The 25,610-nt window shown below is 26.2% G+C and carries 18 protein-coding genes and 6 tRNA genes; 5 read left to right on the forward strand and 19 right to left on the reverse strand.

What is annotated here, in order from left to right; genetic code table 11:
* The first annotated feature begins 65 nt into the window (after positions 1-65).
* The 4 genes from H0H48_RS02240 (at position 66) to miaA (ending at position 5,148) form a co-directional block, all read left to right on the forward strand.
* Positions 66-1,382, forward strand: a complete 1,317-nt coding sequence (locus H0H48_RS02240; protein WP_262887286.1) for an MATE family efflux transporter — start codon at positions 66-68, stop codon at positions 1,380-1,382.
* An 88-nt stretch (positions 1,383-1,470) separates the two neighbouring features.
* Positions 1,471-3,111, forward strand: coding sequence for a DEAD/DEAH box helicase (locus tag H0H48_RS02245; RefSeq protein WP_185870945.1), 1,641 nt, complete (start codon positions 1,471-1,473; stop codon positions 3,109-3,111).
* A gap of 15 nt (positions 3,112-3,126) precedes the next feature.
* Positions 3,127-4,212, forward strand: coding sequence for a chorismate synthase (aroC, locus tag H0H48_RS02250; protein ID WP_185870947.1), 1,086 nt, complete (start codon positions 3,127-3,129; stop codon positions 4,210-4,212).
* Between the two features lie 27 nt (positions 4,213-4,239).
* Positions 4,240-5,148 carry a tRNA (adenosine(37)-N6)-dimethylallyltransferase MiaA gene (miaA, locus tag H0H48_RS02255; RefSeq protein WP_317168618.1) on the forward strand — a complete coding sequence of 303 codons (909 nt, stop codon included), beginning with the start codon at positions 4,240-4,242 and terminating at the stop codon, positions 5,146-5,148.
* Here miaA and H0H48_RS02260 read toward each other — a convergent pair.
* Together H0H48_RS02260 and H0H48_RS02265 are read right to left on the reverse strand one after the other, a co-directional pair.
* Positions 5,108-5,183, reverse strand: a tRNA-Val gene (locus H0H48_RS02260). The two genes, miaA and H0H48_RS02260, sit on opposite strands and share 41 nt — an antisense overlap.
* A 31-nt stretch (positions 5,184-5,214) precedes the next feature.
* Positions 5,215-6,474, reverse strand: coding sequence for a bifunctional folylpolyglutamate synthase/dihydrofolate synthase (locus H0H48_RS02265; RefSeq protein WP_185870949.1), 1,260 nt, complete (start codon positions 6,472-6,474; stop codon positions 5,215-5,217).
* A 111-nt stretch (positions 6,475-6,585) separates the two neighbouring features.
* Between H0H48_RS02265 and glnS the strand changes: the two genes are divergently transcribed.
* Entirely contained in the window at positions 6,586-8,241 is a 1,656-nt protein-coding gene (glnS, locus tag H0H48_RS02270) for a glutamine--tRNA ligase (protein WP_238785307.1), read from the forward strand.
* A gap of 9 nt (positions 8,242-8,250) precedes the next feature.
* Here the strand turns inward: glnS and rpoC are convergent, their stop codons facing one another.
* The 17 genes from rpoC to ileS form a co-directional block, all read right to left on the reverse strand.
* Entirely contained in the window at positions 8,251-12,489 is a 4,239-nt protein-coding gene (gene rpoC / locus H0H48_RS02275; protein ID WP_185870951.1) for a DNA-directed RNA polymerase subunit beta', read from the reverse strand.
* Positions 12,490-12,517: 28 nt separating this feature from the next.
* Complete coding sequence (rpoB, locus tag H0H48_RS02280; protein WP_394366911.1) at positions 12,518-16,336, reverse strand: DNA-directed RNA polymerase subunit beta; 3,819 nt, start codon at positions 16,334-16,336, stop codon at positions 12,518-12,520.
* Between the two features lie 106 nt (positions 16,337-16,442).
* Positions 16,443-16,814, reverse strand: coding sequence for a 50S ribosomal protein L7/L12 (gene rplL / locus H0H48_RS02285; RefSeq protein WP_185870953.1), 372 nt, complete (start codon positions 16,812-16,814; stop codon positions 16,443-16,445).
* A gap of 75 nt (positions 16,815-16,889) precedes the next feature.
* Complete coding sequence (rplJ, locus tag H0H48_RS02290; protein ID WP_185870955.1) at positions 16,890-17,444, reverse strand: 50S ribosomal protein L10; 555 nt, start codon at positions 17,442-17,444, stop codon at positions 16,890-16,892.
* A complete protein-coding gene (gene rplA, locus H0H48_RS02295) occupies positions 17,441-18,142 on the reverse strand; it encodes a 50S ribosomal protein L1 (protein WP_185870957.1) in 702 nt (233 codons plus the stop codon). The genes rplJ and rplA overlap by 4 nt, the downstream gene beginning before the upstream one ends.
* A gap of 33 nt (positions 18,143-18,175) precedes the next feature.
* Positions 18,176-18,604 (reverse strand): 50S ribosomal protein L11, encoded by a 429-nt coding sequence (rplK, locus tag H0H48_RS02300; protein WP_185870959.1) that lies wholly within the window; start codon positions 18,602-18,604, stop codon positions 18,176-18,178.
* Positions 18,601-19,152, reverse strand: a complete 552-nt coding sequence (gene nusG / locus H0H48_RS02305) for a transcription termination/antitermination protein NusG (RefSeq protein WP_185870961.1) — start codon at positions 19,150-19,152, stop codon at positions 18,601-18,603. Before nusG ends, rplK begins: the two co-directional genes overlap by 4 nt.
* Before the next feature lie 12 nt (positions 19,153-19,164).
* On the reverse strand, positions 19,165-19,356 hold the full coding sequence (secE, locus tag H0H48_RS02310; protein ID WP_185850254.1) for a preprotein translocase subunit SecE: 192 nt from the start codon (positions 19,354-19,356) through the stop codon (positions 19,165-19,167).
* A gap of 19 nt (positions 19,357-19,375) precedes the next feature.
* Positions 19,376-19,448: transfer RNA gene (locus H0H48_RS02315), tRNA-Trp, on the reverse strand.
* A gap of 13 nt (positions 19,449-19,461) precedes the next feature.
* On the reverse strand, positions 19,462-20,646 hold the full coding sequence (tuf, locus tag H0H48_RS02320) for an elongation factor Tu (RefSeq protein WP_185870963.1): 1,185 nt from the start codon (positions 20,644-20,646) through the stop codon (positions 19,462-19,464).
* 34 nt (positions 20,647-20,680) lie between these two features.
* Positions 20,681-20,752: transfer RNA gene (locus H0H48_RS02325), tRNA-Thr, on the reverse strand.
* Positions 20,753-20,785: 33 nt separating this feature from the next.
* Positions 20,786-20,858 (reverse strand) — tRNA-Gly (locus H0H48_RS02330).
* Positions 20,859-20,875: 17 nt separating this feature from the next.
* Positions 20,876-20,959: transfer RNA gene (locus H0H48_RS02335), tRNA-Tyr, on the reverse strand.
* Positions 20,960-20,966: 7 nt separating this feature from the next.
* Positions 20,967-21,040 (reverse strand) — tRNA-Thr (locus H0H48_RS02340).
* Between the two features lie 95 nt (positions 21,041-21,135).
* The gene (locus tag H0H48_RS02345) at positions 21,136-21,771 is read right to left on the reverse strand and encodes a lipoprotein signal peptidase (RefSeq protein ID WP_185870965.1); all 636 of its coding nucleotides are present in this window, start codon (positions 21,769-21,771) and stop codon (positions 21,136-21,138) included.
* The gene (locus H0H48_RS02350) at positions 21,768-22,169 is read right to left on the reverse strand and encodes a TraR/DksA family transcriptional regulator (RefSeq protein ID WP_185870966.1); all 402 of its coding nucleotides are present in this window, start codon (positions 22,167-22,169) and stop codon (positions 21,768-21,770) included. Before H0H48_RS02350 ends, H0H48_RS02345 begins: the two co-directional genes overlap by 4 nt.
* A 3-nt stretch (positions 22,170-22,172) precedes the next feature.
* Entirely contained in the window at positions 22,173-25,604 is a 3,432-nt protein-coding gene (gene ileS, locus H0H48_RS02355) for an isoleucine--tRNA ligase (protein ID WP_185870967.1), read from the reverse strand.
* Positions 25,605-25,610 lie beyond the last annotated feature (6 nt).

Consider the following 25,610-nt stretch of genomic DNA (forward strand, 5'->3'; position numbering starts at 1 on the left):
TTATTAAAAAAAACAGCAGTACATATATACAACATATCAAAAAAAATTTATCACTAGCAATACCTATATGTTTTACTCAATTAGCAGTTATATGCATAGGGTTTTTTGATAATGTAATGGTTGGTATTTTAGGAAAAAATGCATTAGCTTCTGTATCATTAGCTAACGCTGTATTTTTTATAATGATTATTTTTGGATTTGGAATATCATCAGCGATTTCTACATTAATTGCATCAGTAGATATAAAAAATGAATATAAAAAAGGATTCTTTATATTTTATCATGGATTAGTTTTAAATTTTGTTTTATCCATATTTATGTATACTGCAGTACATATTTTTTTTTACCTATTTCCATATTTAGGACAACCTAAAGAAATTTTAAATGATACAATTTCTTTTTTAGAAATAACATCTATTTCTTTTGTTCCATGGATGATATTTGAAATTTTTAGAAAATTTTCTGAAGGATTATCTTTAGTTTTTCCAAGTTTAGTAGCCACTTGGAGCTCCGCAATTATTAATATAATTTTAAATTATATATTTCTTAATGGAAAATTTATATTTCCTAAATTAGGGATTTTAGGAGTTGCTTACGCTACTTTAATATCTCGTATAATTATGTTAATATGTATTTTTATTTTATTATTTAAATATAAAAGAGTACGTAAATATTATAATTATTTCAAATTTTCTTATTTAAAATTAAAAAAAGAATTCTTTAAAAAAATTCTAAAAATAGGAATTCCTTCTGGATTACATATGTTATTTGAAATGAGTGCTTTTGCAGTTTCTTCTTTCATCTCAGGTAAATGTGGAATAAAGGTTTTAGCTGCTCATCAAATAGTTATTAATTTAGTTTCTTCTACTTTCCTTTTGAGTGCAGGTTTATCTGTTGCAGCTACAGTTAGAATAGGAAATCAATTAGCTTTAAAAAATTATTCTGAATTAAGAAAAGTAGGAAAATCTATCCTTTTTATGGGTTTTTTTTTCATGTTAATATGTAATTTTATATTTATTTTTTTCAGAAAAAACATCCCATTTATATATATAAATGATAAAGAAGTAGCTTCCATTGCGGAAAAAATGATTATTATTGCTAGTTTTTTTCAATTATCAGATGGTCTTCAAGGGATCATATTAGGCGCTTTAAGAGGATTACAAGATGTTCATATACCCATGTGGATAAGTCTATTTTCTTATTGGGTTGTGGCTATTCCTATAGCTTGGTTATTATCAATTAAAATAGGGGGACAGGGTGTATGGATAGGATTAGGAATAGGACTTACTATATCAGCTATCTTACTTTTTATAAGATATGAAACTATAACAAAAAGGCTTGTAAAAAAAAGTAACAATAATAAATATCTGTTCTTTAGATAAGTTAATAATCTTATCATTATTGATTTAAATATTTATATTTGTTATAATATCATGCGAAAATTACTACTAAGGAAATACATACTTTTGTATGAAAACATTTAAAGAATATAATTTTTTTGACAAAAAAATAATCCAAAATTTGGAAAAAATTGGATTTAAATATCCAACACCTATCCAAGAGAAAGTGATTCCTTTTTTATTAAAATCAGAAAAAGATGTGATAGCATTATCTCAGACAGGAACTGGGAAAACAGCTGCTTTTGGATTACCAATTATTCAAAAAATAAATATTAAAATACCTTTTCCACAAGCTTTAGTTTTATGTCCTACAAGAGAACTATGCATACAAATAACTCGTGATATTTCTCGTTTTTCACAACATAATCCATTGATAAAAATCATTTCTTTATATGGAGGTGTTAGTATAGATATTCAAATAAAATCTTTAAAAAAAGAGAATCATATAATAGTAGGAACTCCAGGAAGACTTGTTGACTTGTTGATAAAAAGAAAAAAATTAAATTTTGATAAAATTAAATATTTAGTTCTTGATGAAGCAGATGAAATGCTTAATATGGGTTTTAAAGAGGAACTAGATATAATAATAAAAAAATTACCTAAAAAAAGACAAAGCTTACTATTTTCAGCAACAATGTCTAAATATATGAATGAGATAGCTCGTAATTATTTAAAAAGTCCAATAGAAGAAATAATTACTGGGAAAAAAAATATTGCTTCTGAAAATGTAAAACATATCTACTATACTGTAGACAGTAAAAATAAAAAATATTTGGTATTAAAAAGAATTGTGGATATTAATCCAAATATTTATGGAATAATATTTTGTAGTACTAAAAAAGAAACTCAAGAAATAGCAGGATATCTTATAAAAGATGGTTATCATGCTGATGCTTTACATGGAGACTTATCACAATTACAGCGTGAATCTGTTATGAATAAGTTTAGAAATAAAAATTTACAATTTATAGTAGCTACAGATGTAGCATCACGTGGATTAGATATTAATAATATAACTCACATTATAAATTACAGCATACCAAAAGAAAGTGAAATTTATGTTCATAGAAGTGGACGAACTGGTAGAGCTGGTAATCAAGGCATTTCTGTTTGTATAATACATTCAAGAGAATATAAAAATTTGAAGGAATTTGAAAAAAAAATTGGAAAGTATTTTAATCGCGTTATGATTCCTACTGGAAAAGAAATATGTGAAAAACAATTATTACATTTTATAGAAAAAGTTAAAAAAGTCGTTATAGATGAAATATCTATGAAAAAATTTCTACCTGAAATACAAAAAGAATTAGAATTGTTTAATAAAGAAGAATTAATAAAACGTTTTTCTTGGATTGAATTTAATCGTTTTATTACTTATTATAAAGATTCCAAAGATGAGGCTCCAATTAAAATTAATCATCATAGATTTAATAATCTTCCTTATAGGAAGACCTCTCACCTAAAATCAAAAAAGGAATATTTTTCTAAACTTTTTCTTAATATAGGATATAAAGATAATTTAACAAAATTAGGATTAATAAATTTGATTAATAAAGCAGTTAATCATTCACGAATTAATATTGGACATATAGAAATTTCATCTAATTTTTCATTATTTGAAGTAGAAAAACGTTATAGAAATAAAATATTAATAGGAATAAGTAGAATAAATCATTTTGGAAAACCTATTTCTATAGAAATAAAAAATTAAAATTTTTCTTAATTTATGGCAGGAAATACTTTTGGATCTCTATTTAAAGTTAGTACTTTTGGAGAAAGTCATGGTAAAGCTCTTGGAGGTATTATTGATGGATGTCCAGCAGGAGTAGAGTTAAATATTGAAAAAGTTCAATATGAATTAAACCGTAGAAGACCTGGACAATCATCAATAGTTACTCAAAGAAATGAAATAGATAGAGTAAATTTTATATCTGGTATTTTTAATAAAAAAACTACAGGATCACCTATTGGATTTATTATTTATAATAAAGACCAAAAATCAGATGATTATAAACACATAAAAAATGTGTATAGACCCTCTCATTCTGATTTTACATATGAAAAAAAATATGGAATAAGAGATTATAGAGGAGGAGGGAGATCTTCTGCTAGAGAAACAATTTGTAGAGTAGTAGCTGGATCTATAGCTAAACAGATAATTAAAGATATTAAAATTATAGCTTATGTTTCTTCTGTTGGAAATATTTCTTTAGATAAATCTTATCAAGATCTAAATCTATCTGAAAAAATTATAGAAAGTAATTCTATAAGATGTCCAGATCTACATTATGCAAAAAAAATGATATCAGAAATTGAAAAAATAAAAAGTAAAGGAGATACAATAGGAGGTATTATTACTTGTGTAATAAAAAATGTTCCAGTAGGAATAGGTGAACCTGTTTTTAGTAAATTACACGCAGAGTTATCAAGAGCAATGCTTTCAATTAATGCAGTAAAAGGATTTGAATATGGTAGTGGATTTTATGGAACAAAATTAACTGGATCACAACATAATGATTTATTTGAACAAAATGAAAAAACTAAAACAAATTTATCAGGAGGAATTCAAGGTGGTATATCAAATGGAATGGATATTTATTTTAGAATAGCTTTAAAACCTGTAGCTACGATAATGCAGGAACAAAAAACTATAGATAAAAATGGAAATATTGTGTATATGAAAGGAAAAGGGAGGCATGATCCTTGTGTTCTTCCACGTGCAGTTCCTATTGTTGAATCTATGGTAGCTTTAGTATTAGTAGATTATTTTATGTATAATAAGTTATCTAAATATTCTTCAATTATAAAATAATTGAAAAGGAAATTTATTGTTTCTATTTTGGGGCCAACATGTGTTGGTAAAACAGATATAGCTATTTCATTAGCAAAAAAATTTAATACTGAAATTTTATCTTGTGATTCTAGACAATTTTATAAAGAAATAAGAATAGGAACATCAATGCCTAGTGATAAACAATTATCAGATATAACTCATCATTTTATAGGACATTTAAGTATTCATCAAAATTATAACGCAAAATTATTTGAGATAGATTTCTTAAAAAGAATTAAAAAATTATTTTATATACATGATATATTAATTATGGTAGGTGGATCTAGTTTATATGAAAAAGCAGCAACGGAAGGATTATCTAAAATCCCTAAAGTAGATATGAAAATAAGAAAAAATTTAATTTTTAATTTTAAAAAAAAAGGAATCACTTTTTTGCAAAATGAATTTAAAAAATTCCAAATTAAAGAAAAATCTATAGATATCAATAATCCGATACGTTTAATAAGATTTTTAGAAATAATAAAATCAACAGGACATCCTCCATCATTTTTTTTTAAAGAAAAAACATGCAAAAATAGAAATTTTTCTGTACTAAAAATAGGTTTAATTAAATCAAGACATGATATATACTCTGATATAAATAATAGAGTAGAAAAAATGATAGAAATAGGTTTATTGGAAGAAGCTAAACTATTATATAAATATAAGAATTTAAACAGTTTACAAACTATTGGTTATAAAGAAATATATAACTCTTTTCATAAAAAAGAAAATGAAATTATAGAAGAAATAAAAAAAAATACCAGAAAATATGCAAAAAGACAGCTTTCTTGGTATAGAAGAGATAAGAACATTACTTGGTTTAATCCTTTGGATAAAAATAAAATAATATCATTTATTATAAATAAAACAATGGGCAATACTGGATTTGAACCAGTGACCCCCTGCTTGTAAAACAGATGCTCTAAACCAAACTGAGCTAATTGCCCTAATAATACATATCAAATGTAAGTAAAAATTTTATAAATGATATGAAAGAATTTCAGAAACAACAAAAGTACTTCCACTAATTAAAATTAAATCATTTTTATTTGATTTTTCTATAGCATATAAATAAGCATATTTTACGGAAGTAAAATAATTTATATTTTTTTGATTTTTAAAAACTCTATCAGCTAATATTTTTAGATCATAAATCTTAAATTTTCTATCTACATTAGGTTGACAAAAATAATAAAAAGAATTTGTTATAGCAAAATATAAATGATTTAATAATGTTTCTACTCTCTTTTCTTTAACAAAACCTAAAATTAGGTGTAATGTATCGTACGATTCTCTTTTTAATTGATAAGAAATCATAGATATTCCTTCTTCGTTATGTGCAATATCACAAATAATTTTTGGATTATGTTTTTTTAATATTTGCCATCTTCCTTTAAAATTTGTATTATTTATTACATTTCTTAATCCATTTTTTATAGAATTATATGATATAAATATATTTTTTCTTTTATATAAAATATTTATTATTTTTAATACTAAAACCTTATTAAAATTTTGATAATAAGCTTCAAATGGTGTTTTATATTCTAAGTCTTTTCTATTTACAGTAGTAAAATAAATTGGAGAATTTTTATTCAATGCTTCTTTTAGAAATAAAAATTTTATATATTTTGGAATATTACACCCTATGACTACTGATACATTATTTTTTATTATTCCTGCTTTTTCTAAAGCTATTTCTTCTATTTTAGAACCAAGAATTTCTACGTGATCTATACTAATGTTAGTTATAACTGAAATTTCTGGAATTATAAGATTTGTAGAATCTAACCTACCCCCCAAACCTACCTCAATAATAGCAAAATAAACTTTTTTTTCTTTAAAATATTGAAAAGCTAAAGCTGTATTCATCTCAAAAAATGAGATTTCTTCTTTTTCTATGAATTCTCTATTTTTTTTTATAAATTCTACAATAAAATTTTTTTCTATTAAAATTCCATTACAAGTTATTCTTTCTCTAAAATCTATTAAATGAGGTGATGTAAACACACCTATTTTATACCCTTCTTCCTGAAGGATAGAAGATAACATATGAACCGTAGAACCTTTTCCATTTGTTCCACCGATATGAATACTTTTAAAATATTTTTGAGGATCTCCTAAATAAGAACAAAAATTTTTTATTCTTATCAAACCTGGTTTATAAGATCTTAACCCAATTTTTTGATAAGAAGGAATACGTTTAAATATCCATTTAATTGTTTCAGAGTAATTCAAATTACAATCATTATTAATAATAACTACAACAAAAATATATTTTTTTACAAAAAAATTGATTAAATTGACATTTTATTTATTTTATAACTGCTTATCTAAATAGAATCAAATTTGAATTTTATTGAAAAGATAATAAAAGAAGATATAGAAAATGGGTTTCCTATAGAAAAAATAAAATTTCGTTTTCCTCCAGAACCTAATGGATATCTTCATATTGGTCACATTAAAGCTATATGCTTAAATTTTGAATTGGGAAAAAAATATAATTCTCCAGTAATATTGAGATTTGATGATACTAATCCTATTGGAGAAAGTCGTAAATTTATAGAATCAATAAAAAAAGATATTTTATTCTTAGGTTTTAAATGGGATAAAATTACTTATGCTTCAGATTACTTTCAAAAATTATATGAATTAGCCATAGAACTAATTAAAAAAAATAGAGCTTACGTAGATAGCCAGTCTCAAAATAAAATAAAATTACAAAGAAAAACCCCTTTTGAAACAGGTGTTAATAGTTTTTATAGAAATAGATCTATAAATCAAAATTTATATCTATTTCATAAAATGAAAAATGGACTTTTAAAAGAAGGATCTTGTGTTTTAAGAGCTAAAATTGATATGAATTCTACAAACATGAATATGAGAGATCCAATAATGTATAGAATTTTACAAAAAAAACATCATAGAACTATGAATGAATGGTGTATATATCCTACTTATGATTGGACTCATGGACAATGTGATTATTTTGAACAAATATCTCATTCTTTATGTTCATTAGAATTTGAAAATAGAAGACCTTTATATAATTGGTATTTAGATCAAATTTTTGATAAAAAAAAAATAAGACCTAAACAAATAGAATTTTCAAGACTAAACTTAAGTCATACTATAACTAGTAAAAGGAAAATACAATATCTTATTGAAAATAAAATTATACCATCTTGGGATGATCCTCGTATATTAACAATATCTGGATTACGTCGTAAAGGATATACTTCTCTTTCCTTGATAAATTTTATTCATAAAATAGGAATTTCCAAAAGAAATAACATTATTGATATATCTTTTTTAGAATTTTTAGTAAGAGAACATTTAAATAAAATTTCTACTAGAGTAATGGTAGTATTACGACCAATTAAATTAATAATAGATAATTATTACATGAATAAAATTGAATGGATTGAAATCGAAAATAATCCTGAAGATTATAAATTTGGTACAAGAAAAGTTCCTTTTTCAAAGGAATTATATATTGAAAAAGATGATTTTTTAGAAGAAGAAAAAAAAGAATTTTTCCGTCTTTGTATTGGAAAAGAAGTAAAACTTAAAAATGCTTATATCATAAAAGCTAATTACGTAATAAAAAATGATAAAGGAGAAATAGAGGAAATACATTGTACCTATGATAAAAAAAGTAAATATAGAAAAAATAATAATATTCAATTAAAAAAAAGAGTAAAAAGTACTTTACACTGGGTTTCTGCAAAACATTATTTTCCAATTGAAATTTATTTATATAATCATCTTTTTCTAAAAAGAAATCCTGATATTCCAAATTTCAAAACAAACATCAATCCAAACTCAAAGGATAAAATAATAGGTTATGCAGAACCTTATTTAAAAAAAGCAAGAAAAGGAGACCGTTTTCAATTTCAAAGAATTGGTTATTTTTATGTAGAAAAAAAAGAAAATGGAGACATTATCTTTAATGAAACAGTTTCTATTAAAGATCAATGGAAAAAAATGAACAAAAATTTATAAAAAAAAACTCTACAATATCTCTGGAGATATATTTTCATACTCTCTTAAACCAGTTCCTGCTGGAATCTTGTGTCCAACAATAACATTTTCTTTCAATCCATGTAAATAATCAGTTTTACTACTGATAGCTGCTTCACCTAGAACTTTTGTTGTTTCTTGAAATGAAGCTGCAGATATAAAAGATTTAGTTTGCAAAGCTGATCTTGTTATTCCCTGTAATATAGGCCTAGCTGTAGCAGGAATAGCATTTCTTGTTTTTATTAGTTTTTTATTTTTATACTTTAAAACCGCATTTTCATTTCTTAAATCTCTGAAACTAATTAAATCTCCATCTTTAAAAACTTCAGAAGATCCGTGATCTTCTACTATCATCATTTGAGATATTCTATCATTTTCCTCTATAAAATCATCTTTATATTCAACACTTCCTTCTAAAAATTTAGTATCTCCAATATCTATAACTTCAACCTTTCTCATCATTTGTAAAACAATTACTTCAAAATGTTTATCATTTATCTTAACTCCTTGTAATCGATATACTTCTTGTATTTCTCTTATTAAATATTCTTGAACTGCCCTAGCACCTCTTATATTCAAAATATCATTAGGTGTTACCGCTCCATCTGATAAAGGCATTCCCGCTTTTACATAATCGTTTTCTTGAACTAAAATTTGATTTGACAATTTTACAAGATACTTTCTAATCTCCCCTGTTTTAGATTCTACAATAATCTCTCTGCTACCTCTTTTTATTTTTCCATGACTTACTATTCCATCCATTTCAGACACTACAGCTGGATTTGAAGGATTTCTTGCTTCAAATAACTCAGATAAACGAGGTAATCCTCCTGTAATATCTCCAGATTTAGCAGATTTTCTAGGAACTTTTACCAAAATTTTTCCTATATCTATTTTTTCTCCATCCTGTACCATTAAATGTGCTCCAACCGGTAAATTATATACTTTTAATTCTTCACTTTTTTCATTAATAATTTTCAATGTTGGAACCAAATTTTTATTTCTAACTTCTGTTATTACTTTTTCTTGAAAACCAGTTTGTTCATCTATCTCTACTTGAAAAGTAACACCTTGTTCTAGATGTTCATAAGATATTATTCCAGAAAATTCTGCAACAATAACTGCATTATATAAATCCCATTTACAAATCAAATCTCCTAATTTTAACTCATCTTTATGATAAACATATAAAGATGCTCCATAAGGAATATTATTTACCATTAAAATAGACGATTTATCTTTATTAAAAAGTTTCATTTCTGTAGATCTTGATACTACCATTCCAATCTTCTTATCGGAATCTGTTTTATTTGTTTCTACAAATTTTAAATCTTCAAACTCTACAATTCCATCATATTTTGCCCTTATTTGTGAAGATTCCGCAATATTACCTGCTGTTCCTCCAACATGAAAAGTTCGCAAAGTTAATTGAGTTCCCGGTTCTCCAATAGATTGTGCGGCAATAACACCTACAGCTTCACCTTTCTTAACTATCTTTCCTGTAGAAAGATTTCTTCCATAACATTTAGAACAAATTCCCATTTTAGCTTCACAAGTAAGAGGAGATCTAACTTCAACAAATTCTATCCCGGATTTTTCAATTATACTTGCTACTTTTTCATCAATCATTTCTCCAGATAAAACTATTAGTTTGTTATTTTTTGGATGTAAAATATCATTTAATGATATACGTCCTAGAATTCTATCAAATAAAGTTTCTACTATTTCTTCATTTTTTTTCAGAGCAGATATTTTTAACCCACGCAATGTATTACAATCATTAATTTTTATAATTACATCTTGTGCTGCATCTACTAAACGTCTTGTAAGATATCCAGCATCTGCTGTTTTTAAAGCTGTATCAGCTAACCCTTTACGTGCACCATGAGTGGATATAAAATATTCTAATATGGATAATCCTTCTCTAAAATTAGATAAGATAGGATTTTCAATAATTTCACCTCCAGATGATCCAGTTTTTTGCGGTTTTGCCATTAACCCTCGCATTCCAGAAAGTTGTCTAATTTGTTCTTTAGAACCTCTAGCACCAGAATCTAACATCATATATACTGGATTAAAACCTTTTCTATCTTCACGCATATGCTTCATTACTTTTTCCGTAAGCATAGCGTTAGTATTAGTCCATATATCAATTACTTGATTATAACGTTCATTATTTGTTATTAATCCCATGTTATAATTTACTTTAACGTTATCAACTTGTTTAATAGCATGGGTTACCATATTTTTTTTATCTTTTGGTATAATAATATCTCCTAACCCAAAAGATAATCCTCCTCTAAATGCATTATAAAAACCTAATTCTTTAATATTATCTAAAAATTTTGCTGTAGTAGGAACATCTGTAAAATGTAATATTTTTCCTATAATTTCCCTTAATGATTTTTTCGTAAGAGATTCATTAATATATCCTACTTCTTTAGGAACAACTTGGTTAAATAGTATTCTACCTGTAGTCGTATCTACTAATTTTTCTAAAAAATTATCGCCTTCCCTAATAAGAACTTTAACTTTAATCATAGCATGTAAATCTAATATTTTTTGATTATACGCTATTTCAACTTCTTCTGGGGAATAAAAATTTAATCCTTCTCCTTTCACTTTTATACTTGAATTTGATAATAAAGGCTTTGTCATATAATATAATCCCAATACCATATCTTGCGATGGTACTGTAATAGGAGAACCATTAGCAGGATTTAATATATTCTGAGAAGCTAACATCAAAAGTTGAGCTTCTAATATTGCTCCATGAGATAAAGGTAAATGAACGGCCATTTGATCTCCATCAAAATCTGCATTAAAAGCAGCACATACTAAAGGATGCAATTGGATCGCTTTTCCTTCTATTAATTTAGGTTGAAAAGCTTGAATTCCCAACCTATGTAAAGTTGGAGCTCTATTTAATAATACAGGATGGCCTTTTAAAACATTTTCAAGAATATCCCATATAATAGGATCCCTCTTATCAATTATTTTCTTAGAAGATTTTACTGTTTTTACTATCCCTCTTTCAATTAATTTTCTTATAATAAAAGGTTTATAAAGTTCCGCTGCCATATCTTTTGGAAGTCCGCATTCATGTAATTTTAAATGTGGACCTACAACAATTACAGAACGTGCAGAATAATCAACTCTTTTACCAAGAAGATTTTGTCTAAAACGGCCTTGTTTTCCTTTTAATGAATCAGATAAAGATTTTAAAGGCCTATTCGCTTCTGATTTTACTGCAGAAACCTTTCTAGAATTATCAAAAAGAGAATCAACTGCTTCTTGTAACATTCTTTTTTCATTACGTAAAATAACTTCAGGTGCCTTGATTTCTATAAGTCTTTTTAAACGATTATTTCGTATAAGAACACGACGATATAAGTCTGTCATATCAGAAGCAGCATAACGACCTCCATCTAATGGGACTAATGGTCTTAATTCAGGAGGAATCACAGATAAAACATGGATAACCATCCAAGAAATATTCCCACCATTTTTTTTTCCTTCTCTAAAAGATTGAACTACTTGTAAACGTTTTAATGCTTCAATGCGTCTTTGTTTAGAAGTTTCATTATTAGCTTGTTCTCTCAATTCAAATGATAATCTATCTAAATCAATAAGATTTAGTAAATTTTCTATGCATTCAGCTCCCATTTTAGCAATAAATTTATTGAGATCAGAATCTTCTAAATACTGATTCCCTTTTGGAAGTTTATTCAAAGCATGTAAATATTCTTCTTCAGTAAGAAAATCTCCCTTATGAAAAGAACTACCATCCGGTTTAGTAGCTAATCCCCCTTGGATAACAACATATCGTTCATAATAAATAATCATTTCAAGTTTTTTAGAAGAAAGTCCTAACAAATAACCAATTTTGTTTGGAGATGTCCTAAAACACCAAATATGAACAATAGGAACTACAAGACTAATATGCCCCATACGTTCTCTTCTTACTTTTTTTTCAGTAACTTCAACCCCACATCTATCACAAACAATTCCTTTGTAACGAATTCTCTTATATTTTCCACAAGCGCATTCATAATCTTTTACGGGACCAAAAATACGTTCACAAAATAAACCATCTCTTTCTGGTTTATGAGTACGATAGTTTATTGTTTCTGGTTTTAATACTTCTCCATGAGATTCTCTTAAAATTACTTCTGGAGAAGCTAATCTTATAGTTACTTTATTGAACTTATTACTTTTTTTTTTATTCATTTTTTTAGTAAATAATGAATTAATTAATTTACTCTTCTAATTTAATATCTAGACCTAATCCTTTTAGTTCGTAGCAAAGAACATTGAAAGATTCTGGATTATTAGGATCAGGCATAGGATCACCTTTTACTATAGCTTCATAAGTTTTAGCTCTACCTGATACATCATCTGATTTAACAGTAAGTATTTCTCGTAAAAGGTTAGATGCTCCAAAAGCTTCTAAAGCCCAAACTTCCATTTCTCCAAAACGTTGTCCTCCAAATTGAGCTTTACCCCCTAAAGGTTGTTGAGTGATTAATGAATAAGGACCTATAGAACGAGAATGCATTTTATCATCTACCATATGTCCTAATTTTAACATATATATAACTCCAACAGTAGCAGGTTGATCAAATCTTTCTCCAGTACCTCCATCAAATAAATAGGTAGTTCCAAAAGAAGGGATACCAGATTTATTTGTATATTCTTGTATTTTTTCTACAGAAGCTCCATCAAATATAGGAGTTGAAAATTTTACGTTTAATTTGTAACCTGCCCATCCTAATACTGTTTCATATATTTGTCCTATATTCATTCTAGATGGGACTCCTAGTGGATTTAAAACGATATCAACTGGGCTTCCATCTTCTAAAAATGGCATATCCTCTTGCCGAAGAATTCTAGCTACTACCCCTTTATTTCCATGTCTTCCAGCCATTTTATCTCCTACTTTTAATTTTCTTTTTTTGGCAATATACACTTTTGCCATTTTAACAATTCCAGATGGTAGTTCATCACCAATAGTAATAGAAAATTTTTTATGTTTTAGAGTACTATTTAAATCATTAACAGCTATTTTATAATTGTGTAATATTTCTGATATTAAATTATTAGTATCTATATCATCTGTCCAATTATCAGAATAAATACCAATAAAATTTTTTATTTTATTTAATACTTTTTCCGTAAATTTTTCTCCACTTTCTATAATATTTTGTTTATTTTCGTTGAAAATAATGCTATGACATGTTTTATTATATAAAATAGTCTGTAATTTAGATAATAAAAGTTTCCTTAAATAGGAAAATTTTTTTTCATATTCTTTTTCTAAGTCTTCTATTTTTATTTTGTCTAAAACTCTAGTTTTTTTATCTTTTATACTTCTAGTGAAAAGCTTTGTATCTATTACAATTCCAAATAAAGAAGGTTCTGCTCTTAACGAAGCATCTTTTACATTTCCAGCTTTATCACCAAAAATAGCTCTTAATAATTTTTCTTCTGGAGTGGGGTCAGATTCTCCTTTTGGAGTTATTTTTCCTATTAATATATCACCAGGTTTCACTTCTGCTCCTACTCTTATAATCCCATTTTCATCTAAATCTTTAGTAGCTTCTTCACTAACATTTGGGATATCATTTGTTAATTCTTCCATTCCTAATTTTGTATCACGAACTTCTAAAGAATATTCATCTATATGTATAGAAGTAAACCAATCTTCACTTACTACTTTTTCTGAAATTAAAACTGCATCTTCAAAATTATATCCATTACATGGAATAAAAGCAGCTTTTAAATTTCTTCCTAAAGCTAATTCACCTCTCTCTGTAGCATATCCTTCACACAAAATTTCACCTTTTGATACTTTTACTCCTTTTTTTACAATAGGTTTTAATGTTATACAAGTATTTTGATTTGTTTTTCTAAATTTAATTAAATCATAAGTTTTCTTTTCCGAAGAAAAACTAACTAAAGATTCCTTATTTGTTCTATTATAAGAAATCACAATTTTTCTTGAATCTACATATTCTACCATTCCATCTTTTTCTGCATTAATTAAAATTCTAGAATCATTTGCCACTTGTTTTTCTAACCCAGTCCCTACAATAGGAGATTCAGGTTTTAATAATGGAACAGCTTGACGCATCATATTAGACCCCATAAGAGCTCTATTAGCATCATCATGCTCTAAAAAAGGAATTAACGATGCAGATATAGAAGCAATTTGATTTGGAGCAACATCGATATAATCTACTTGTTCCGGTTTTACTATAGGAAAATCTCCATCTTCACGAGCTATGATTCTATCAGAAATAAAATCTCCACTTTTATTAATAGCGTTTGCTTGTGCTATAATCTTTCCTTCCTCTTCTTCTGCACTTAAATATTCTACTTTAGATTTTAAATCAACTTTACCATTCCTTATTTTTTTATAAGGAGTTTCAACAAAACCCATATTGTTAATTTTGGCAAATACTGATAAAGATGATATTAATCCTATATTAGGTCCTTCTGGAGTTTCTATAGGACACAATCTTCCATAATGAGAATAATTAACATCTCTAACCTCAAATCCTGCTCTTTCTCTAGATAAACCTCCAGGACCTAAGGCTGAAAGCCTTCTTTTATGAGTAATTTCAGATAAAGGATTAGTTTGATCCATAAACTGAGATAATTGATTAGTTCCAAAAAAAGTATTTATAACGGATGATAAAGTTTTTGCATTAATAAGATCAACAGGCATAAAAACTTCATTATCACGAACATTCATTCTTTCTCTTATAGTTCTAGCCATTCTAGCTAATCCAATACTAAATTGAGTATAAAGTTGCTCTCCTACTGTTCTAACTCTTCTGTTAGATAAATGATCAATATCATCTACTTCTCTTTTAGAATTAAATAGAGCATTTAAATGTTCTACTATAGCTATAATATCTTCCTTAGTTAAAACTAAATGGTCTAAATCTATATTTAGTCCTAAACGTTTATTCAAACGGTATCTACCTACAGGACCTAAACTATATCTTGTGTCAGAAAAGAAAAGTTTATCTATAACACTTCTAGCAGTTTCTTCATCTGGAGGTTCTGTATTTCTAAGTTGTCTATAAATATATTCTACTGCTTCTTTTTCCGAATTTGTAGGATCTTTTTGTAAAGTATTATAAATAATGGAATAGTCATTTTTTCTATCCCCTCCTTTATGCAAAAGAATTGTTTTTATTTCATTATTAATTATTAAATCTATATGTTCCTCTTTCAATAAAGTATCTCTATCTATAAGTATTTCATTCTTTTCCATAGAAATTACTTCACCAGTATCTTCATCTACAAAATCTTCATGCCAAATTTTTAATACTCTTGCTGCTAAAGTTCTATTTAAAATATGTGTATAATCTCCTTTTTCTTTTATTTTTACTTCTTCAGATAAATCAAATATTTCTAATATATCTTTATCTCTTTCATACCCTATAGCACGTAATAAAGTAGTCATCGGTAACTTTTTTTTTCTATCTATATAAGCATACATTACATTATTTATATCCGTAGCGAATTCTATCCATGATCCTTTGAATGGAATGATTCTTGCCGAATATAATTTTGTTCCATTAGCATGATGAGATTGACCAAAAAAAACACCTGGAGATCTATGTAATTGAGAAACAATTACCCTTTCTGCTCCGTTAAATATAAATGATCCAGAAGGAGTCATATATGGACAAGTTCCTAAATACACATCTTGATATACTGTTTCAAAATCTTCATGTTCAGGGTCTGTACAATATAATTTTAATTTAGCTTTCAAAGGAACACTATAAGTTAAACCTCTTTCAATACATTCTTCTATAGAATATCTAGGAGAATCTATAGAATATCCTTTAAATTCTAAAACAAAAGAATTTCTAGCATCAGAGATAGGAAAATTTTCCGTGAAAGCTTTGAATAGTCCTTCATTTTTCCTATCTTCCGGTTTTGTTTCTAGTTGAAAAAATTCTTTAAAAAATTTTATTTGTATATCCAAAAAATTAGGATATTCTACTTGTTTCGTTACTGAAGAAAAAGTAATTCTTTCTGATATATTCTTTTTATTCACCAATTTTAATTTAATAGATGTTAAGTCAATTTATTATTCTTAAAAATTATATATTATCTTTGCAGCATATTTAGCATAAGCATAGATTAATAATATAAAAAATATTCTATTTCAATTCAATTTCTGCCCCTATTTCTTCAAATTTCTTCTTTAAATCTTCTGCATCTTTCTTATTTACAGATTCTTTTAGAACACTAGGAACACTATCTACCAAATCTTTAGATTCTTTAAGACCTTTTCCTGTTATTTCTTTTACTAATTTCACTACAGATAGTTTAGACGCTCCAGTAGACTTTAGGATAATATTGAAAATACTTTTTTCTTCTTTTTCTGAAGATTTTTCAATATTTTTATTATTATCTGATTTTAATAATAAACTAGATGGTTCTATTCCATATTCTTTTCTTAGAATATTAGCTAATTCAGTAACTTCTTTTACTGTTAGATTAACTAATTTTTCTGCTAACTTTTCTATCATTTTATTATTTATTTTTATGTATGTGTATGTGTGTATTGTCTATGTATGAGTATAAATCAATAAGTAAAATAGTCACTATTTTTTTATCTTTTTTATCATTATTAAAGCTTCTAAAATTTTGTATATATTATTATTCAATGAATTCAAAGATAAAAGAATATATCTCATTGGAAATTGAAGAATATTCAAGATATCCATAATAAGATCTTCTTTAGATTTAATATTCATTAAAAAATCTAAATCTTTATTTCCGAAATAGAAAGATTCTTGAAAATAAGCACATTTCAAATATGGTTTTTCCGATTTTTCTTCAATATGAAAATCTTTTATTATTTTTGAAATGATATTTCCTTTATTTTTAGAATATAAAATAGTAGTATTTCCATTTAAAACAGAAATAAATGGATTAAATTTATCATTTTTTTCCAAAATTTTTTTTAATAAAGTATTTTTTACTACTTTCATTTTTATATTTTCTTCCCTAAAATTTTTTCTTAGAATAGATATCTGATTAGAATTTAAATGAGATATATTAACCAAATATATTGCATTATTATTATCTTTTTTTTCAAAAGAAAAAAATGAAACTAATTCTGATAATTCTTTTTTTTTTATTTCTTTATTCTTCATTGCTTAATAAAGTAGTTGATATCTAATGGTATACAATTACTCATTGTAGATGATAAATATATACTTCTTATATATAAACCTTTAGAAGAAGATGGTTTACTACGAATAATTTTTTTCATGAATTCCTTTATATTTTCTAATAAGTTTTTACTTGAAAACGAAATCTTTCCTATAGAAGAATGAACAATTCCATAACGATCAGCTTTGAAAAATATTTTTCCAGATTTAATATCCTGTATAGATTTTCTAACATTAGTTGAAACAGTTTCCATTTTCGGATTAGGCATTAATCCTTTAGGTCCTAATATTTTTCCAATAGCTCCTAATTTATTCATAACTGAAGGAGTTGCAATAATTACATCTATATCATCAATCCAACCAGATTTTATCTTTTCAATGAAATCTAATCCAACATAATCTGCTCCAGATTCTTTAGCTTCTAATTCTTTTTCTTCATTAACTAAAGCTAATACGACTACATTTTTACCTATTCCATGAGGGAGTTGAACTGCTCCTCTAATCATTTGATCTGGTAAACGAACATCTATTCCGAGACGAACTGCAATATCCACAGAAGCATTGAATTTAACAAAATTTATTTCTTTAATAAGAACGGTAGCTTCTTCTAAGGAATACTTTTTGGTATAAGAAATTTTATTTATATATTTTTTTTTATTTTTAGTTAATTTTTTTGACATACATAGTTTAAATATCTATTCTATTTCTATAACTTATTCTATAACTTCTATCCCCATAGACCTTGCTGTCCCAGATATCATAGATATAGCAGATTCTATTGAAAAACAATTTAAGTCTTCCATTTTTTCTTCTGCTATTTTTTTGATTTCATTAAAATTAATTTTTCCAATTTTATGTCTATTAGATTCTTTAGATCCTTTATCTTTTTTTATAGCATTTAGTAATTGTATAGAAACTGGAGGTTTTTTTATTAAAAAAGAAAAAGATTTATCTTCATATACTGTGATTAAAACAGGACATATTTCTCCTTCTTTCTCTTTAGTTTTAAAATTATATTGTTTACAAAATTCCATTATATTAACTCCAACACTTCCTAAAATAGGCCCTATTGGAGGCGCAGGAGTAGCTTTACCTCCATTTATATTTTTAATTTTTATTTTTTTTATTATTTTTTTTTTCATATTTTTTCTATTTGAGTGAAATTCAATTCTAAAGGAGTTTTTCTACCAAAAATTAAAACGGCTAATTCTAATTTTCTTTTTTCTTCATTTATTCTTTCAATTGTTCCATTAAATCCACTAAATGGACCATCAATTACTTTAATTGTTTCTCCTACAACAAAAGGGATATTTATATCATAATTTTCAGATAATTGATCTATAGTCCCTAACATTTTGTTAACTTCATCTTTCCTCATGGGAATAGGAATAGCAGAATTTCCTTTTCCTTCACTCAAAAAATTAATTACTCCAGGAACGTTTTTAATAGCATGAAAAGCTTCTCCATCTAGATTTGCTTCTACCATAACATATCCAGGATAATGAACTTTTTCTCTGTAAACCTTTTTCCCTTTCCTCATTTGTATTACTTTTTCAATAGGAACCAATATTTTTCCTATATATTCTTGGAATCCATTATCTCTAATTTCATTCTCTATATATGATTTAACTTTACTTTCCTGTCCACTAATAGTTTTGATAACATACCACTTTCTTTCCAAATTACTCATTATATATTTATTTTATATTGAAAATAATTTTTTAATTAAGAAGATAAAAAAACCATCAACACTATATAAAAATATAGAGAGAAATATAGAAAAAAAAGTTACAATTACAGTTGTAATTCTTAAATCCTTCCATTTTGGCCAAGTTATACAATAAAAAAATTCTTTATAAATTTCTATAAAAAAACTATTAATTTCTTTTATCATAATATTTTACAAAAATATGCACGGATGGTAAGAATCGAACTTACGACCTTCGGTTTTGGAGACCGACGCTCTACCTACTAAGCTACATCCGTATAATTATTTTTATTATATAATGTTAGTAACTTGACCTGCTCCTACTGTTTTTCCTCCTTCACGAATAGCAAAACGTAAATTTTCACTTAATGCAACAGGTTGATGTAAATCGACTTCCATTGAAATATTATCCCCAGGCATTACCATTTCTACTCCATCTGGAAGATGGATTTCTCCTGTAACATCTGTAGTTCTCAAATAAAATTGAGGTCGATATTTATTATGAAAAGGAGTATGTCTTCCTCCTTCTTCTTTTGTAAGAACATAAACTTCTGCTTTAAATTTCTTATATGGATTTATAGAGCCTGGTTTTCCTATAACCATTCCTCTTCTAATATCTTTTTTCTCTATTCCACGTAATAATAGTCCAACATTATCTCCTGCTTGACCTTTATCCAATATTTTTCTAAACATTTCAACTCCTGTTACTGTAGAAGTTAATTTTTTATCTCCCATACCTATAATATCTACTAAATCTCCTGTATTAACAATACCACTTTCAATACGACCTGTAGCAACAGTACCTCTACCTGTTATAGTAAAAACATCTTCTACAGGCATTAAAAATGGCTTCTCTATTTCACGTATTGGATTTGGAATATATTCGTCTAATATATTCATAAGATCTTTAATTTTTTCAATCCATTTCTTTTCTCCATTAAGAGCACCTAAAGCTGATCCTTGAATAATAGGAATATTTTCTCCATCATATTCATATTTTGTAAGAAGATCCCTTATTTCCATTTCTACTAATTCTAGCAATTCTGGGTCATCAACCTGATCTACTTTATTCATAAAAACTACAATTTTAGGAACTCCTACTTGACGAGCTAATAATATATGTTCTCTAGTTTGAGGCATAGGACCATCTGTAGCTGCAACGACTAAAATAGCACCATCCATTTGAGCCGCTCCAGTAATCATGTTTTTAATATAATCAGCGTGACCAGGACAATCAACATGAGCATAATGCCTTTTTACAGTTTCGTATTCTACATGTGAGGTATTGATAGTTATTCCTCTAGCTTTTTCTTCAGGGGCATTATCTATAGCATCAAAACTTTTTTCTTCTGCTAACCCTATTTCTGATAATACTTTTGTTATTGCAGCAGTAAGAGTTGTTTTCCCATGATCAACATGACCTGTAGTTCCTATATTTAAATGTGGTTTGTTTCTTTTAAATTTTTCTTTTGCCATGATAAATTAATTAGTTTTTTTTTGTTTTAAAGAAAGCCAACGGCGGGAATTGAACCCGTGACCTCTTCCTTACCAAGGAAGTGCTCTACCACTGAGCTACATTGGCCATATTTTTTATATCTAATAATAAACAAAATAGAGCGGAAGACGGGATTCGAACCCGCGACATTCAACTTGGAAGGCTGATGCTCTACCAACTGAGCTACTTCCGCAGATTATTATTGTTAGATGGGGAGAGCAGGATTCGAACCTGCGAAGGTAGAACCAACAGATTTACAGTCTGTCCTCGTTAACCAAACTTGAGTATCTCCCCATGAATAAGCCGGCGGAGGGATTCGAACCCACGACCCCGAGATTACAAATCACGTGCTCTAACCAACTGAGCTACACCGGCAAATTAACTTGTTTTTAAGCAATTTCGTAATAATGAAAATCAGGCTAATACAAATCTATAGAGATTTTTATAATTCTCAAAAAATAATATCTATATTATAAGAACTTTATATTTTTTATTCTTCTCTTAAATAATAAAAATAAAATAATACCGATAAAAATAACTATATCAGATACATTAAAAACAGGTTTAAAAAATTGAAAATTTTTTCCTCCAAAAAATGGAACCCAATTAGGAAAATTAGTATTTATTATAGGAAAATAAAATATGTCTACCACACAACCTTCCATTAAAGAGGCATAACCATTACTAAAACTTAGTTTAGATATTCCAGAATAAGGAATCCATTTTCTGTATTCTTTGTTATAAATTGTTCCTGTATTAAACAATAATCCATATAAAGCACTATCTAAAAAATTTCCTATAGCACCTGATAAAATAAGAATAATTGGAATAATTAAATAATTAGAAGATTTTTTTTTTACATGTTTATAAATAAAAAACAATATAAAAAAAATTAAAAAAAGACGAGAAATGCTTAATAAAATTTTACCAAGATATCCAGGAGCAAGATTAAATCCATACGCCATTCCTGGATTTTCTACTAAAAAGATACAAAAAAAGGGAAATATGCAAAAACCACTACCCAATTCAAAATGGGTCTTGATATAAATCTTTAAAAATTGATCTATTAATAAAATAGAAAAAATAATTAAAAAAATCTTTTTCAAAATTTACTATTATCTTTTTCTACTATTCTTTTTCCTTCAATACTCAAAGTAGTATGTGGAACCGCCATAAGTCTTCCCATAGGTATTAATTTTTTTGTGATACGACAAATTCCATAATCCTTATTTTCTACTCTTATTAAGGCAGAATTCAAACTATTTATAGATTTTTGTAAATGTTCTAATATTTGATCATTTTGTTCCTTACTTAAAGTTTTAGACCCTTCTTCAAAAGCTTTAAAAGTAGGATAGGTATCATCTGTCCCATTATTTTGATCATTAGAAAATGATTCTTTTAACATAGATAAATCTTTTTTTGCTTTTTCTAATTTATCTAATATTAGCCTTTTAAACTCTTCTCTTTCTTTCATAGAATACCTTTTTTTCGATTTTTCTTCCATTTCTTATATATTTTCTTCTACTTTTTGAATCATTACATATAATATATATTTTCCATCAAAATTTATTCTATATCCATTTTTTTTTCTATTATTTTTTATATCTAAAGCAAAAGTCTCTTGACAAAGAAAACTTTTGTATTTTTCTATAATATATTGTATCCTATTAATAGTATTTATATATATAAATATTTTTTCAGTAATATTACAGTTATACGTTTTTCTTAACGTTTGTATATATCTAATTAATTCTCTTATTAATCCTTCTTCCCAAAGGATATCTGTAATTCTTAAATCTAATGCTATTGTTAATATATCATCAGAAAAAATATCCCAACCTTTTACAAATTCTGTAATAATTTTTACGTCTTCCAAAAAAAGAGTTATTTTTTCTCCTTTATTATTATAGAAAACATATTTTTTTTTATCTTCTAGATATTTGATAGTTTTTTGATCAAATTTTTCTATTATTCTAGAAATTTCTTTAGTTTTTTCTCTAAATTTAGATCCGATAGATTTATAATTAGGTTTAATATGTTTTACTAATTCTAAATTCTTATAAGAATTTGTAAAATTTATTTCCTTTACATTTGTTTCTCTAAGAATAATATCTTTCATTTTTTTTAGTTGGTCAACAATTTTTTCATTTGTAATAATAATTTTTACTTTTTGTAAAGGCTGACGAATTTTTATTTTATTTTTTTTTCTTATAGAAAAAACCATTGCTGTTATTCTCCGAATAAAAAACATTCTATTCTCCAATTCTTCATTGATTAAATTTTTATCAAAAACAGGAAAATTAGTTAAATGAACACTTTCAAAAGATTCCTTTTTTGTAAGAGAATTTAGGTCTAAATATAATCTATCAGAAAAAAATGGAGCTATTGGAGAAGATAATTTTGCTATATTTATCAAACACTTGTAAAGTGTTTGATATGCAATTATTTTATTAATTGTATATTTTTCTTTCCAAAATCTTCTACGACATAATCGTACATACCAATTACTCAATTTATCCAAAACAAAAGATGATATAATTCGAGCTACTTTAGTAGGATTATAATGAGTATAATATTTATCTACTTTTTTTATAAGTGAATTTAATTCGGAAATAATCCAAAGATCTAATTCTGTATAATTATCAATAGATGATTCTTTTTCTTTGTAAGAAAATCCATCAATATTAGCATATAACGCAAAAAAAGTATACACATTATACAACGTTCCAAAGAATTTATTAATTATAATATTAATTCCATTAATATCAAATTTTAAATTATTCCAAGGTTCTGAATTGAATATAATATACCATCGGATAGAATCGGGTCCATAATTATTTATTAAATCAAAAGGATTAATGGTGTTTCCTTTACTTTTAGACATTTTTTGTCCATTTTTATCTAATACTAAGCCAATAGACATTACATTCTTATATGCTATAGAATTAAATAATACGCTACTAATCGTATGTAAAGTAAAAAACCAACCTCTTGTTTGATCAACTCCTTCCGCGATAAAATCAGCAGGATATAAAAGGTTATTCTCTATATTCTCCTTATTTTCAAAAGGGTAATGTAATTGAGCATATGGCATAGCTCCAGAATCAAACCAAACGTCTACTAAATCTAATTCTCTTTTCATAGATTTTCCTTTAGAAGAAACTAATACTACATTATCTAGAATATGTTTATGTAAATCTATTTTTTCATAATTATTATCACTCATATCATCAATTACAAAATCTTTAAATATATTATGAGACATAAATCCATATCTAACAGATTTTTTTATTTCGCTAATCAATTCTTTAATTGAACCTATAATTATTTCTTCATCTCCTTCTTTTGTTCTCCAGATAGGAAGTGGTGTCCCCCAATATCTAGAACGAGAAAAATTCCAATCTTTTGTATTTTCTAACCAAGAAGAAAAACGTTTTTTACCAATAAAATCAGGATACCAATTTATTTCTTTATTTAAAGAAATCATTTTATCTTTAATCTCAGTAGTTTTTATAAACCATGAATTTAGAGGATAATAAATAATGGGTTTTTCTGTTCTCCAACAATGTGGATAAAAATGATAATATTTTTCTATTCTTAATATCTTATTTTCTTTTTCTAAAAAAGAAACTATTTCCTTATCTGCTGAAAAAATTTCTCCATCATCTGAAATAAAATCACTTTTTACATATTTACCTCCAAATCCATTAGGAAAACTATTAATAAATTTTCCTTGTAAATCTACTAAAGGAATAGGATCTCCATTTTTATTTAAAACTAACATTGGAGGTATATCATATTTTTTAGCTATCATAAAATCTTCTACTCCAAATGTAGGAGATATATGAACAATACCAGATCCTTCCTCTACATTTACAAAATCCGCCTCTACAACTTGAAAAGCGTTTTCTTTTTTATAATAAGGTTTAAACCAAGGTAATAATTGCTGATACTTACTATATATTAATTCTTCACCTTTAAATTTAGATATTACATAATATCTAGATTTATTTTCCTCTTTTTTAGAAAAAGACAATTCTTTTCTATTGGATACTTTATAAAATTTTTCTTTTGGTAAAACTCTATTAATCAATTTTTCGGAAAAAATAATTTTTTCTTTGGAATAAGTATTATCTTCTATAATTCTGAAAATTTCAACTAAAACGTAATCAATGTCTTTTCCAATAGCTAAAGCTGTATTTGAAGGTAAAGTCCAAGGAGTGGTAGTCCATGATATAAAAAATATATTTCCAGATATATCCTTCAACCTTTCTGGTAAAGAATCTTTTATTGCTTTAAATTTAACAAAAGGAGAAATTTGTCCTATCCTTTTATAAGATCCAGGCATATTTAATTCATGATAACTCAACCCTGTCCTAGCTGCAGGAGAATAAGGTTGAATGTCGTAATCTTTATAAATAAATTTTTTATTATATAATTCTTTTATTACCCACCACACACTTTCTATATATTTTGCATTATGAGTTATATAAGGAAATTCTAAATCTATCCAATATCCTATTTTTTCAGTAAAAGAAATCCACTCTTTCAAAGACTTACAAACAAATTCCTTACAAATAGAATTATATTTTTCTATAGATATCTTTTTCCCTACGTCATTTTTATCAATTTTTACATATTTTTCTACATTTAATTCTATAGGAAGTCCATGAGCATCCCAACCAGATTTTCTAAAAACTTTTTTTCCTTTTATAGTATTATATCTACAGAAAATATCTTTTATAATTCTAGCAATCATATGATGTATACCAGGACTCCCATTTAGAGATGGTGGCCCTTCATATAGGATATAACTATTTTTTTTGGAATAATTTTTATATTTTTGAAAACTTTTTTTTATAATCTTATTTTTTTTCCAATATTGAGCTATTTCTATAGCAATATTATTAAGATCTAATTTTTTATATTCTATAAACATTAAGAT

Source organism: Blattabacterium cuenoti (genome assembly GCF_014252055.1).
Taxonomy (GTDB): Bacteria; Bacteroidota; Bacteroidia; order Flavobacteriales; family Blattabacteriaceae; genus Blattabacterium; species Blattabacterium cuenoti_D.

Coding starts and splice junctions, on each gene's coding strand:
- H0H48_RS02245 (WP_185870945.1), top strand. CDS start 1,471: ATGAAAACATTTAAAGAATATAATTTTTTTGACAAAAAAATAATCCAA.
- aroC (WP_185870947.1), top strand. CDS start 3,127: ATGGCAGGAAATACTTTTGGATCTCTATTTAAAGTTAGTACTTTTGGA.
- rpoC (WP_185870951.1), bottom strand. CDS start 12,489: ATGAATAAAAAAAAAAGTAATAAGTTCAATAAAGTAACTATAAGATTA.
- rplL (WP_185870953.1), bottom strand. CDS start 16,814: ATGATAGAAAAGTTAGCAGAAAAATTAGTTAATCTAACAGTAAAAGAA.
- rplJ (WP_185870955.1), bottom strand. CDS start 17,444: ATGAAGAATAAAGAAATAAAAAAAAAAGAATTATCAGAATTAGTTTCA.
- rplA (WP_185870957.1), bottom strand. CDS start 18,142: ATGTCAAAAAAATTAACTAAAAATAAAAAAAAATATATAAATAAAATT.
- rplK (WP_185870959.1), bottom strand. CDS start 18,604: ATGAAAAAAAAAATAATAAAAAAAATAAAAATTAAAAATATAAATGGA.
- nusG (WP_185870961.1), bottom strand. CDS start 19,152: ATGAGTAATTTGGAAAGAAAGTGGTATGTTATCAAAACTATTAGTGGA.
- secE (WP_185850254.1), bottom strand. CDS start 19,356: ATGATAAAAGAAATTAATAGTTTTTTTATAGAAATTTATAAAGAATTT.
- tuf (WP_185870963.1), bottom strand. CDS start 20,646: ATGGCAAAAGAAAAATTTAAAAGAAACAAACCACATTTAAATATAGGA.
- H0H48_RS02350 (WP_185870966.1), bottom strand. CDS start 22,169: ATGGAAGAAAAATCGAAAAAAAGGTATTCTATGAAAGAAAGAGAAGAG.
- ileS (WP_185870967.1), bottom strand. CDS start 25,604: ATGTTTATAGAATATAAAAAATTAGATCTTAATAATATTGCTATAGAA.